Annotated in this window: 12 protein-coding genes and 1 pseudogene; 11 read left to right on the forward strand and 2 right to left on the reverse strand. The window is 75.3% G+C overall.

Annotation, left to right across the window (positions count from 1 at the left end; all coding sequences use genetic code 11):
• Positions 1-2 precede the first annotated feature (2 nt).
• The 7 genes from AB0K07_RS13965 (at position 3) to AB0K07_RS13995 (ending at position 7,908) form a co-directional block, all read left to right on the forward strand.
• Positions 3-401, forward strand: coding sequence for a 6-carboxytetrahydropterin synthase (locus tag AB0K07_RS13965; protein ID WP_109816176.1), 399 nt, complete (start codon positions 3-5; stop codon positions 399-401).
• Positions 401-1,480: a glycosyltransferase family 4 protein gene (locus AB0K07_RS13970; protein ID WP_363755584.1), complete on the forward strand. Its 1,080-nt coding sequence runs from the start codon at positions 401-403 to the stop codon at positions 1,478-1,480. The genes AB0K07_RS13965 and AB0K07_RS13970 overlap by 1 nt, the downstream gene beginning before the upstream one ends.
• Positions 1,477-2,301 (forward strand): class I SAM-dependent methyltransferase, encoded by an 825-nt coding sequence (locus tag AB0K07_RS13975; RefSeq protein WP_363754904.1) that lies wholly within the window; start codon positions 1,477-1,479, stop codon positions 2,299-2,301. The genes AB0K07_RS13970 and AB0K07_RS13975 overlap by 4 nt, the downstream gene beginning before the upstream one ends.
• 64 nt (positions 2,302-2,365) lie before the next feature.
• On the forward strand, positions 2,366-3,304 hold the full coding sequence (locus tag AB0K07_RS13980) for a lysylphosphatidylglycerol synthase transmembrane domain-containing protein (protein ID WP_363755586.1): 939 nt from the start codon (positions 2,366-2,368) through the stop codon (positions 3,302-3,304).
• 58 nt (positions 3,305-3,362) lie between these two features.
• On the forward strand, positions 3,363-4,043 hold the full coding sequence (gene ribA / locus AB0K07_RS13985) for a GTP cyclohydrolase II (RefSeq protein ID WP_363754906.1): 681 nt from the start codon (positions 3,363-3,365) through the stop codon (positions 4,041-4,043).
• Positions 4,040-4,771 carry a dihydrofolate reductase family protein gene (locus AB0K07_RS13990; RefSeq protein WP_363754908.1) on the forward strand — a complete coding sequence of 244 codons (732 nt, stop codon included), beginning with the start codon at positions 4,040-4,042 and terminating at the stop codon, positions 4,769-4,771. The genes ribA and AB0K07_RS13990 overlap by 4 nt, the downstream gene beginning before the upstream one ends.
• A 350-nt stretch (positions 4,772-5,121) precedes the next feature.
• Positions 5,122-7,908, forward strand: coding sequence for an Hsp70 family protein (locus AB0K07_RS13995; protein WP_363754910.1), 2,787 nt, complete (start codon positions 5,122-5,124; stop codon positions 7,906-7,908).
• Between the two features lie 24 nt (positions 7,909-7,932).
• Here the strand turns inward: AB0K07_RS13995 and AB0K07_RS14000 are convergent, their stop codons facing one another.
• Positions 7,933-8,364, reverse strand: a complete 432-nt coding sequence (locus AB0K07_RS14000) for a Rieske (2Fe-2S) protein (protein ID WP_363754912.1) — start codon at positions 8,362-8,364, stop codon at positions 7,933-7,935.
• Positions 8,365-8,513: 149 nt separating this feature from the next.
• Between AB0K07_RS14000 and AB0K07_RS14005 the strand changes: the two genes are divergently transcribed.
• On the forward strand, positions 8,514-9,086 hold the full coding sequence (locus AB0K07_RS14005; protein WP_363754914.1) for a nucleosidase: 573 nt from the start codon (positions 8,514-8,516) through the stop codon (positions 9,084-9,086).
• A 10-nt stretch (positions 9,087-9,096) separates the two neighbouring features.
• Here the strand turns inward: AB0K07_RS14005 and AB0K07_RS14010 are convergent, their stop codons facing one another.
• Positions 9,097-10,275, reverse strand: coding sequence for a low temperature requirement protein A (locus AB0K07_RS14010; protein ID WP_363754916.1), 1,179 nt, complete (start codon positions 10,273-10,275; stop codon positions 9,097-9,099).
• Positions 10,276-10,364: 89 nt separating this feature from the next.
• On the opposite strand from AB0K07_RS14010, the pseudogene AB0K07_RS14015 reads away from it, so the two are divergent.
• The 3 genes and pseudogenes from AB0K07_RS14015 to AB0K07_RS14025 form a co-directional block, all read left to right on the forward strand.
• Positions 10,365-10,559 (forward strand): annotated as a pseudogene (locus tag AB0K07_RS14015) (serine protease); the annotation flags it as partial.
• Between the two features lie 93 nt (positions 10,560-10,652).
• Positions 10,653-11,681 carry a sugar kinase gene (locus tag AB0K07_RS14020; protein ID WP_363754919.1) on the forward strand — a complete coding sequence of 343 codons (1,029 nt, stop codon included), beginning with the start codon at positions 10,653-10,655 and terminating at the stop codon, positions 11,679-11,681.
• Between the two features lie 95 nt (positions 11,682-11,776).
• Entirely contained in the window at positions 11,777-12,394 is a 618-nt protein-coding gene (locus AB0K07_RS14025; protein WP_363754921.1) for a bifunctional 4-hydroxy-2-oxoglutarate aldolase/2-dehydro-3-deoxy-phosphogluconate aldolase, read from the forward strand.
• Positions 12,395-12,400: the final 6 nt, after the last annotated feature.

Here is a 12,400-nt window from a genome sequence, read left to right on the forward strand (position 1 = left end):
CCGTGTTCAGCGTGACCGTTCGGGACCACATGATGATCGCCCACAGTTTCCGGGGCGAGGTGTTCGGTCCCGCCCAGCGCCTGCACGGCGCGACCTTCGTGGTGGACGCGACGTTCCGCCGGCCCGACCTGGACGCCGACGGCATCGTGGTCGACATCGGCCTGGCCACCGAGCAGCTGCGGGCCGTGCTCGGCGAGCTGACCTACCGCAACCTCGACGACGAGGCCGCGTTCGCCGGGGTGAACACCACCACCGAGGTGCTGGCCCGCACCGTCGCCGACCGGCTGGCCGAGCGGGTGCACGCCGGTGAGCTGGGCGCCGGGGCGCGCGAGCTGGCCGGCATCACCGTCACCCTGCACGAGTCGCACGTCGCCTGGGCGAGCTACGAGCGGTCGCTGTGATCGGCGCGGGCCGGGCGACGCCGGTCGACCGGCCCGCCTCGCCCGGCGGGACGGTGCACGTCGTCCTGCCCGGCGACATCGACGACCCGGCCACGCCGAGCGGCGGCAACTCCTACGACCGGCGGATCTGCGCGGGGCTCGGCGAGCGGGGCTGGTCGGTGCACGAGCACCCGGTGCCCGGCGCCTGGCCGCACCCCGACCCGGCCGACCGGGCGGAGCTGGCCCGGCTGCTGACCGCCGCGCCGGACGACGCCGTGGTGATGCTCGACGGCCTGATCGCCTCGACCGTCCCGGACCTGCTCGCCCCGCACGCCCGACGGCTGCGCCTGGTCGTCCTGGTGCACCTGCCGCTGGACGACGAGGCCGAGGCCCGCGCGCTGACCACCGCCCGCGCCATCGTCACGACCAGCGAGTGGACGCGCCACCGGCTGCTGGCCCGCCACCCGCTGCTGGCCGACCGGATCCGGGCCGCGCCACCCGGGGCGACGCCCGCTTTGGCGGCGTCCGGCTCCGTCGCCGGCAACCGGCTGCTCTGCGTGGCGGCCGTCACCCATCACAAGGGACACGACATCCTGGTGGACGCGCTGTGCACGCTCGCCGCCGAGCCGTGGACGCTGGTCTGCGCCGGAACGCTGACCCGGGAGCCGGACCTCGTCCACCGGCTGCGCGCGCGGCTCGCCGGAGCGGGCATCGCCGACCGGGTCCGCCTGGACGGCCCGTTGACCGGCGCCGCGCTGGACGCCGCGTACGCCGCCGCCGACCTGCTGGTGCTGCCGTCGCGCGGCGAGACGTACGGGATGGTCGTCACCGAGGCGCTGGCCCGTGGCCTGCCGGTGCTGGCCACCGAGGTCGGCGGCCTGCCGGAGGCGCTCGGCCACGCCCCCGGCGGCGACCGGCCCGGGCTGCTGGTCCCGCCGGACGACCCGGCCGCACTGGCCGGCGCGCTGACCCGTTGGCTGGGCGACGACGCCCTGCGCGCCCGGCTGTGGCGTGCCGCCCTCGCCCGGCGGGACACCCTGACCGACTGGCCGGTGACCACCGCGAAGCTGGCCGCGGTGCTGGAGGAGGTGGCGGCATGACCGTCGAGGAGACCCTGCCGTTCGCCGACTGGCTGCGCCTGCGCGAGCCCGCCGACGCGGCGGCCCGCGCCGAGGACCTGGTGGACGTGATCCGCCCCCGGCTGACCGGCGACGCCCCGACCCTGATCCACGACCTGGGCAGCGGCACCGGCTCGATGAGCCGCTGGCTGGCGGCCCGGCTGCCCGGCCCGCAGCACTGGGTGCTGCACGACCGGGACGCCGACCTGCTGGCCCGAGCCGCCGAGGGTATGACCGGGCTCACCGCCGCCGACGGCGCGCCGGTCACGGTCAGCACCCGCTGCGGCGACCTCACCCGGCTGACCGCCGCCGACCTCGCCGACGGCGCCCTGATCACCGCGTCCGCGCTGCTGGACATGCTGACCGCCGAGGAGGTCGAGCGGGTGGTCGCCGCCTGCGCCGACGCCGGCCGTCCCACCCTGTTCGCGATCTCGGTCACCGGGCGGGTCCGGCTCACCCCGGCCGACCCGCTGGACCCGGTGATCGAGGCCGCGTTCAACGACCACCAGCGGCGTACCGTCGGCGGTCGGCGGCTGCTCGGCCCGGACGCCGTCGCCGCCACCGCCGCCGCGTTCGCCCGCCGAGGCGTCCCGGTCCGGGAACGGCCCAGCCCCTGGCTGCTCGGCCCGGAGCAGGCCGACCTGACCGCCGAGTGGTTCCGGGGTTGGCTGGGCGCGGCCTGCGAGCACCGCCCCGAACTGGTCGGCCCGGCCCGGGCGTACGCCCAGCGCCGGCTGGCCGCCGCGGCTGCCGGCCGGCTCACCGTGCAGGTCGAGCACCGGGACCTCCTCGCCGGCGGATGAACCGCTCGCGCCCTGGATACGTGCACTAGGTCAAGTGGACGATCTTCAGGGAGGACCGGCGCCGATGTTCTGGGCCTGGGCACGAGTGGTCGGCGGGGTGGGCCTGCTCGCCGCCCTGCTGTGGCAGGTGGGTGGCGGCCCGTTCCTCGCCGGGGTGCGGCTGATCGACGCGCCGGCGCTGGCCGCGGCGCTGCTCATCGGCGTGCTCACCACGGTCTGCGCGGCCTGGCGGTGGAGCCTGGTCGCTGGCGGCCTGGGCGTGCGACTGCCCCTGGCGACGGCGGTGGCGCACTGCTACCGGGCGGTGTTCCTCAACGCCACCCTGCCTGGCGGGGTGCTCGGCGACGTGCACCGGGCGGTGCGCCACGGCCGGGACGCCGGCGACGTCAGCCGGGGCATCCGCGCGGTGGTCTGGGAGCGTACCGCCGGTCAGGTGGTCCTGGTGGCCGTGGCGGTGGTGGTGCTCGCCGCCTTCCCGTCTCCGGTGCGGCCGTACCTGCCGGCCGCCGCCGCGCTGCTGGTCGCGGGCGGGCTGGCCGCCGTACTGCTGGCGCGGGTCCTGCCGCGGACCGGCCGGTCGCGGTGGGCGCGGGCGCTGCGCACCGCCGTGGCAGACGTCCGGGCCGGGCTGCTGGCCCGGCGGACCTGGTGCGGCGTCCTGGTCGCCTCCGCCGTGATGGTCGCCGGTCACCTGGCCACCTTCCTGGTGGCGGCGCGTACCGCCGGCTCCGACGCCCCGCTGTCCCGGCTGGTGCCGCTCACCCTGCTCGCCCTGCTCGCCATGGGTCTGCCGTTGAACATCGCCGGGTTCGGGCCGCGTGAGGGCGTGGCCGCCTGGGCGTTCGGCGCGGCCGGGCTCAGCGCCGCGGAGGGGATCGCCACCGCCACCGTCTACGGTGCACTTGTGCTGGTTGCCAGCCTGCCCGGTGCCGCCGTGCTGCTCGCCCGGCGGGCCCGGATTCCCGCCGCCGCCCGGGAAGCCGCCTCGGGCGGCAACTGTTGAGCGGGTTGTGAGACGGTACGCGTCACCGGACGGCGGTGGCGCCGGACAAAGGAGTCCCATGCCCGAAGCATTGCCGGTCGCCACGGTCCGTACGCAGGTCACGGTGCCGCTGACCTTCCCCGACGGCTACGCCACGACCGCCCGGGTGTTCACGTTCAAGGGCCTGGTCGACGGCCGGGAACACCTCGCCCTCGGCCTCGGCGACTGGGCCGGCGCGCTGGACCGGCTCGCCGCCGACGGCGAGCCGCCGCTGGTGCGCCCGCACAGTGAGTGCCTGACCGGCGACGTGTTCGGCAGCCAGCGCTGCGACTGCGGGCCGCAGCTGCGCGAGGCGGTGCAGCGGATCACCGAGACTGGCGGTTTCCTGCTCTACCTGCGTCAGGAGGGACGCGGCATCGGCCTGTACGCCAAGCTCGACGCGTACGCCCTCCAGGACGCCGGGCTGGACACCTACCAGGCCAACGTCGCGCTGGGCCGGGGCGAGGACGAGCGGGACTACAGCGCCGCCGCGCAGATGCTCGCCACCCTGGATGTGCCCCGGATCCGGCTGCTCAGCAACAACCCGGACAAGGCCGAGCAGTTGAGCCGGCTGGGTGTGGCGGTCGCCGAGCGGGTGCCCACCGGCATCTACCTGTCCCCGGCCAACGCCGACTACCTCGCGGCGAAGGCGGCCAAGGCGGCGGAGGCCGCGGAGGCGGAGTCCGCTGGGCGTACCCCCGATCGGCCCGTCGCCCCATGAGCTGCCAGCCGGCACCGGCGCGACCGTACGTGCTGCTGAGCTGCGCCACCTCGATCGACGGGTACATCGACGACGCCTCCGATCAGCGGCTGATGCTGTCCAATGCGGACGACCTGGACCGGGTCGACGCCGTCCGGGCCAGCTGCGACGCGATTCTGGTCGGTGCCGGCACCGTCCGCCGCGACGACCCCCGGCTGCTGGTGCGCTCGGCCCGACGGCGGGCCGAGCGGGTGGCCTGCGGGCGGCCTCCCACACCTGTCAAGGTCACCCTGACCGCCCGGGGCGATCTCGACCCGACGGCCCAGTTCTTCACCGCTGGCGACCCGACCCGGCTCGTCTACTGCGCCACCGGCGCGCTGGAGAAGACCGAGGAACGGCTCGGCCGGCTGGCCACCGTGGTGGACGCGGGCGAACCGGTCGACCCCGCGTGGCTGCTGGCCGACCTGGCCACCCGGGGCGTGCGGCGGTTGATGGTGGAGGGGGGTGGCACGATGCACGCCCAGTTCCTCACGGCCGGCCTGGTCGACGAACTGCACCTGGTGGTCGCCCCGTTCTTTGTCGGCGACGGCCGGGCGCCCCGGTTCGTCACCGAGGGCCACTTCCCCTGGCACTCTGGCCGCCGGGCCCGCCTGGCCGAGGTCCGCCAGATCGGCGACGTGGTCCTCCTCCGCTACGCCCTCTCCGACCGCTGCCCCACCCCTACCCCCAACCCCGTCACCGGCGGTTGATCATGAGGTTGGCGGGCCGTTTGATCTCCTGAGGACCCGCCAACCTCATGATCACCGGGGTGGGAGTGGGGTGGGTGTGGGGTGGGGTGGGTGGGCGGCGGTAATGGGGGAGAGCGCTATGACTGTGAGGCATATTCATGCCTCACAGTCATAGCGCTCAACCGGGACATCCAGTCCGGGATGCGCCTTCCGCGTCGGGTTCTCCGGCTGCGCGGTGGTCGCTGTGCGACCTTCTGGGGCGCCCGGATCAGGCCGGTCGACGTCGGCCTGACCGAGTGATCAGCCCGGCGGCACCGGCTGCGTACGATGCGGGGCTGGGTTTCCCTCGTCGCGGCGGAGGTATCGGGTAGATGGCAGGCCAGCACGAGGGCTTCGCCCTCGGCGTCGACCTTGGCACGTCCAACACGGTCGCGGTGCTGCGCTGGCCGGACGGGCGGACGCGTCCGCTGCTGATGGACGGTCAACCGGTCAGTCCGTCCGCTGTGTACGCCGACCCGGACGGCACGCTGCACGCCGGATGGGACGCCCGGCGGTTGGCGCAGGCCGACCCGGCCCGGTTCGAGGCGAACCCGAAGCGTCGGGTGGACGAGGCGGGCGTGCTGCTCGGGGAGCGTTCGTACCCGCCGGCCGAGCTGCTCGCGGCGGTGCTGGCGTCGGTCGCGCGGGCCGCGGTGGGCACCGTCGGTTTCCTGCCCCCGGCCGTGGTCACCTGCCCGGCAGCCTGGGACGCGACGCGGCGGCAGGTGCTCGGCGACGCGCTCATGCGGGCCGGCTGGCCGCAGGCCGCGGAGCACACCCTCGCCGGGCCGACGCCGCCGGGCACCCGGCTGCTGCGGGAGCCGGTGGCCGCCGCCCGGTACTACACCCAGGTGCTGCACCGGCCGGTGCCGGTCGGTGGCGCGATCGCCGTGTTCGACTTCGGCGGCGGGACGCTCGACGTGGCGGTGCTGCGCAACGAGGGCGCCGACCCGTGGGGCGACTCCGGCTTCAGCGTGGTGGCCGACGGTGGCCTGCCGGATCTCGGTGGCCTGGATCTCGACGCGGCCCTGGTGCAGCGCGTCGGCGAACTGGTCGGTGACCGGCATGCGGTGCAGTGGGCCCGGCTGACCAACCCGGCGGACCCGGCGCAGCGCCGCGACCAGGTTCGGCTCTGGGACGAGGTCCGGGGCGCGAAGGAGACACTGTCCCGCTCGACCGTGGCGCCGGTCGCCGTACCCGGGGTGGCCGACGCGGTGCGGCTGACCCGGGCGGACGTCGAGCGCGTGGCCACGCCGCTGCTGCGCCGCGGGGTCGACCGGGCCCGGGAGGTGATCGCCGCCGCCGGGCTCAGCCCCGACCAGCTCTCCGGGCTGTTCCTGGTCGGCGGCTCGTCGCGGATTCCCCTGGTGGCCCGGATGCTGCACGCCGAGCTGGGGGTGGCCCCGACGGTGCTGGACCAGCCGGAGCTGCCGGTGGCCGAGGGCGCGTTGACGGACCTGCCGCTGCGCCGAGGGCTGCCCACACCGGCGTACGCCGGACCGCAGCCCGCCCCGGCCGGGGCTCCCGCGCCGCCGGCACCGATCTCGCCGGCCGTACCGGCGCAATCCCCGGCCTCACCGGCATTCGCGCCGACCTCGCCCGCGCCCGGCTCGACCGCGCCGACCGTCCCGGCGGCAGCGGGTCCGACCGCGCCGACCGTCCCGGCCGGGGCCGCCCCGACCGTACCGTCGCAGCACGGGCCGGGGTCGACCCTGCCGGCGGGACCGGGCCGATCGGGAACGCCGACGCCCGCCCCGGTGACGCGCTGGCGGCGGGCCCGCTGGATCGTGCTCGCCTCGGTGCTCGCTCTGGCCGGGGTGGCCACCGCCGCCACGCTCTACCTCCTGCGTGACCGCTACCCGGACCTGGAGTTCCGGCCGCTGCGCGAGCTGTCCCGGCCGTCGGCCGGCGCCGAACGGCCGGCCGGCATGTGGACGGCGATGCTCGATGACCGGGCCTATCTCGGGTACCCGCTGCCGGACGACCGGCTCGAGGTGATCGCCGTCGACGCCGGCACCGGCGACGAGCTGTGGCGCAAGCAGACCGACGTCACCGCCGACGACTGGACGGGACTGGTGGCCGTCCCGGGGGCGGTCGCGGTCATCGCGGACGCTCCGGGCGACAGCACGCTCCGCGAACTGGCCGTCCTCGACGGTCGCTCGGGCGCGCAGCGTTGGCACCGCGCGATTCGCGGCGACGACGACGTGTACTTCGCCGACGGCGTGGCCGTGCTGGTGGACCGGGCCGGCGACCAACTGGTCGGCCTGCGCCTGACCGACGGGCAGGCGACGTGGACCCAGGCCAACCCCCGCGACCAGTACGGGGGCGAACGCACCGTCGTCCGGCCGGTGGGCACCGCCGAGGCGGCCGGTGGGCCGGCCTTCCTCGACGGCACGGCCCGTAACCCCTGGACGAGCAAGGGACGGCGGCTCGTGCAGATCGGTGCGGACCGGTCGGCGCGGTTGCTGGACATGGCCACCGGCTCGGTGGTGCGCCAGTGGGGCAACGTCGCCGACCTCGACGACCTGGTGGTGGCGCACGAGGACCGGCTCTACGTGGCCGCCAACGACGGCGGGTACCAGCTGCTGGCGTACGACCTGAACTCCGACGCCACGCCGGTGGTGCTCCACCGGGCGGGGAACGACCAGCGCCGACCGAAGGCGCTGGTGGCCTGCGGTGAGCGGCGGGCGTGCCTGCTGGAGGTGCCGAACAGCGAGGCCGAGCGCACCGAGGTGGTGGCGGCGACCGAGGGCAAGAGCCCGGTTCGGTGGCCGGCCCCGGGCGTGACCGGCCTGGTTCCGCTCGGCGCCCAGTTGCTCGCCCAGCGGGAGACCCCGGAGTCGACGGTCACCGTCTTCGACGCCGCTGGCAAGCCGGTGTTGCGCGATCGCCGCGGTGTGGCGGTCCGCCTGGATGAGGGCAACCTGCTGGTCTTCGCCAAGGCGCCGAGCACGGTGGCGGACAACCGCGTCCTGGCCGGCGTGTGGGCCGAGTCGGGTGATCTCGACGAGCTGGGTGAGCTCCAGGACGTCCGCAGCGCGTCCTGCTCCTGGAACACGCGGGTGATCGCGTGCGGGGCGGAGAAGGACTTCGTGCTGTACCGCTTCGCCGAGGACTGACCCGCCTCGGTCCGCCTCGCGCCATCAGGCCCGGATGATGTTCGTGCCGTCGACGCGGACGGGGATCGCGGTGAGCCCTCGGGTGGCGGGGCCACCGAGGCGGGCGCCGTCGCCGGCCGCGAAGGTGGAGTTGTGCGCGGGGCAGGTGATCACCCCGTCGCGGGGCGCGCCGACCCGTACGCCCTGGTGAGGGCAGGTCGCGTCGTACGCGGTGAAGGTGCCGGCCTCGGGCTGGACGACGAGCACACCGTCGACGACCGTGCCGCCGCCGACCGGCACGTCGCCGGTGCGGGCCAGCACGGCGCCGGGCGCGGCGGCGGCCTGACCGTTGGGGGAGTCATCGGCGCCGCAGGCGCTCAGCAGTCCGGCGGCGCCGACCGCACCGGCCCCGGTCAGCAGGGCACGCCGGCTCAGGCACCAGCGGTTGTCGCGGAGGAACTCCTGCCCGTCGTACACCCTGGTCACCTCTCGGTCGGCGGTCCGGTGGCTCGCTGGACCAGCGTGCCCTACCCGTCTGGACGCGCGATGGGACCGAGCTGAGTGGTGGCTGGACGCCGCCGGGAGGGAGCTCCGCGCGTCACCGGGGCGGCCCGTACGATGCTCCGGTGATTCTTCGGGGTACGGTCCGGGCCGATCGTCCGCTGGTGGTGCTCGCCGTCGGGGAGGAGGCGCGGTACCTGCCCTCGGACCTGCCGGTGCTGCTCACCGGGATGGGCAAGGTGAACGCCGCCAGCGCGGTGGCGGCGGTGCTGGCCGCCGGGCCCCACCCCTCCCTGCTGCTGAACCTGGGCACGGCGGGCGCGTTGCGCTCGGGAATGACCGGCATCCACGAGGTCGCCACGGTGCTCCAGCACGACCTGGACACCGCCCTGCTGCGCTCGCTCACCGGCCAGACGTACGGCGCGCCGCTGTCGCTGGCCGCCGAGGGCGCCGTGCTCGCGACCGGCGACACGTTCGTGGCCGACGACGCGGCGCGGGACCGGTTGGCGCAGCGCGCCGACCTGGTCGACATGGAGGGATACGCGGTGGCCTGGGCCGCCAACCAGGCTGGCGTGCCGTGCCGGCTGGTCAAGCAGGTCAGCGACGAGGCGGGGGAGGGTGCCGCCCGGACGTGGCGGGATTCGGTGGACGTCTGTGCCCGGGACCTCGCCGAGTGGGCCGGTCGACACCTCACCTGACGGTTGCGGGTCATTCCTGGTTTCGCCGCCACTCCAGCCCCGGTTTGGTCGCCCGGCTCCCCCCGGGGGTCAGGGCGTGACCCGCCAGCCCGATCGCCACGATCACGGTGACCAGCAGCGGCGGCCAGCCGCCGGCCCACGGCAGCACCAGCAGCACCGGAAGTTGCCAGGCCAACCGCCGCCACGGCACGGTGGTGGTCACCATCCAGGTGAACAGGACGCGCCCGAGCAGGAACAGCAGCGGACCACCGACGATCAGCATGAGCCACCGCACCGGCGTCGCTCCGGTCGGTCGGGCGGCGACCAGGTCGAAGGAGGCCGCCGTGCCGACCACGCCGGCCAGCATCACCAGATGGGTGTACGGAGCCAGCCGGGCCGCCTGCCTCGCCTCGGCTCCAGCCTTCAGCAACTCGCCGGCCCGGTAGACGTAGATCTGCCAGAGCAGCAGCATGGTGGCGAAGGCGCAGAAGAGGGCGGTGAGCCGGAGGCGGTCGAACTGCGTCTGGCTGACCTCCAGGGTGGGCACCAGGATGATGTCGCCGAGGGCCAGGATGATGAACTGCTGGTACCGCTCGCCCAGGTGCCCGGTGGTCCGGTCGTACTGCTCGATGGGCACCCGGCCCAGCCAGAACGTCGGGTAGCGGACCGCCGCGAAGATCAGGTCGATCGCCATCGCGACGGCCCAGAGCCTCCAGTCCGGGGCGCCGGTCAGCGCCCCGGTGATCCAGAAGACGCCGGAGACCGCGAACCAGAACAGGAACCGCGTGGCCCGTTCCATGGCCGCCTGGTGCCGCTGCCGGTGCAACGAGGTGATCAGGACGACGCCGCGCACCACGTGGGTGCTGACGTACGCGATCGCGAAGACCATCGCGTGCCCGGCGGACAGCAGCGGCAGGGCCGCCGCCATCCCCACCGACCCCACCATGGCGACCATCAGGATGGCCTGGATCGGGCGCTGCTCCGGGTCGTAGAACTCGGTCGTCGTCGAGGTGACCGACCAGGTCCACCAGATCGCCGTCAGCGTCAGCAGCACCGACGCGGCGCCGGTCCAGGATTCGCGGCCGGCGATGAGCTTCGAGACCATGGCGAGGGCGGCCACGAAGACCACGTCGAAGAGGAGCTCCAGCAGCGTGGCCCGGGCCGACCCGTCCGGGCGGCGTACCAGCGCCGCAGTGCCTCCGGTGGTCATGCCCGGCCTCCCGCCGCATCCTCCGAGGATTATCGGCGGCGTCAGCGCGGCCCGTCCCCGGATCGGCGATTCCGCCGACCCTGGTCACCGGCGGCCTGCTGACGATCTACGGGGCCGGCAGCGCGTACGTCGGTCAGGCGGTGTGCCGCAGCGGCGCCACCACCGGGGTGCGCTGCGGCACCATCACCGGCATCCTCTCCGGCGGCAGTGGCAACTGCACCTCCGGTGGCACCACCTACTACCAGCCGATCGGGGAGGTGCTCGCCGCGTACGGGTTGACGCTGCCCTGACCCCTCGTTGCGCTCAGCGCAACGGGTTGCCCCTTGTGCGCAACGCACCTAGGCTCGGCGGCACCCCGACCCCCTCCGGGAGGACGTGTGCCGGCCCCCGCCGCCCGACCCGACCCGACCACCACCCCGGCCGGTTCCCCGCCGGTCGAGGTGGCCACGGTGGGGGAGACCATGGTGGTGCTCTGCCCCGCGCCGGGCGAGCCGCTGGAGCATGCCGAGCGGGTCGCCGTCTCGGTGGGTGGCGCGGAGTCCAACGTGGCCGGCTACCTGGCCCGGCTGGGACACCGGGCGACCTGGGTCAGCCGGGTCGGCGACGACCCCTTCGGCCGGGCCGTCGTCCGGCACGTCGCCGCAGCCGGCGTCCGGGTCGATCTGGTCACCGTGGATCCGGCCGCCCCCACCGGCCTGTACGTGAAGGACCCGGGCCGGACCGCGACCGCGGTGCACTACTACCGGGCCGGCTCGGCCGCCTCCCGATTGGACCGCGGTGCGTTGGCCGATCCGCGGCTGGCCGGCGCCCGGGTGCTGCACCTGTCCGGGATCACCCCCGCGCTCTCGGCGTCCTGCCGAGCGCTGGTCGAGCACGCGGTGACCGACCGGCCGCTGCCGGGCGCGCTGGTCAGCTTCGACGTCAACCATCGGGCCCGGCTCTGGCCGGCGCAATCGGCCGCGCCGGTGCTGCGCGACCTCGCCGACCGCAGCGACCTGGTCTTCGTCGGTCAGGACGAGGCGGACGCACTCTGGGGCACCGCCGACCCGGTGGCGGTGCGCCGGCTGCTGCCGGGGCCGGAGACCGTGGTGGTCAAGGACGGTGCGGTGGGGGCGACCGCCCTCCGCCGCGACGTCGAGCCGGTCTTCGTTCCGACGCCCAGGGTGGCGGTGGTGGAGCCGGTCGGCGCCGGGGACGCCTTCGCCGCCGGCTACCTCGCCGGGCTGCTGCGCGGCCTCGACACGGTACGGCGGCTGCGTCTCGGTCACCTGGTCGCGGCCCAGGCGCTGGGCAGCAGCGGCGACAACGCCCCGGTGCCGCCGTGGGCCTGGTTCGGCCGGCTGCTCGACACGCCCGTCGAGGGCTGGTCGGCGCTGGACCTGACCGGCGTACGGGCGGAGGGCTGAGGCGTGCCGCAGGGTGTCGACCGGGCGATGCGCGTACTCGAGCTGCTGCTGGCCACCACGCAGCAGATCTCCCGCGACCTCGGATGGAGTGGACCATGAGCACAGCGGACTTCGACCACGTCTTCGGCGCGGCCCGGGTGATGGCGATCCTGCGCGGCCTGCCGGTGGCGGAGACCGTCCGGCTCGCCGGCCGGGCGTGGGACCTCGGCATCGACGTGGTGGAGGTGCCGGTGGCGAGCGCCGACGCGGTGCCGGCGCTGCGCGCCGCCGTCGAGGCGGGCGCCGAGCGGGGCCGGATCGTCGGCGCCGGCACGGTGCTCGGCATCGAGCAGGTCGCCGCGGCGGCCGACGCCGGGGCCGCGTTCACCGTCGCGCCCGGCCTGGACCTCGCGGTCGCCGACGCCGCTGCCGCGCGCGGCCTGCCGCACCTGCCCGGAGTGGCCACGCCGACCGAGGCACAGCAGGCGTTGCGACACGGGCTCACCTGGCTCAAGGCGTTCCCCGCGATCGCCCTCGGCCCGGCCTGGTTCCGGGCCGTCGCCGGTCCGCTGCCACAGCTGCGCTTCGTCGCCACCGGCGGCCTCGACGCGGGCAACGCCGGCGCGTTCCTCGCCGCCGGCGTGCGGGTGGTGGCGGTCGGCTCGGCGCTGGCCGACCCTGACCAGCTGGACCGGCTGTCCGAGCTGGTCGCCCTCGGGGCGCCCGCCCGCTGATCCGGG

It is taken from the genome of Micromonospora sp. NPDC049301 (assembly GCF_040678715.1).
Taxonomy (GTDB): Bacteria; Actinomycetota; Actinomycetes; order Mycobacteriales; family Micromonosporaceae; genus Micromonospora.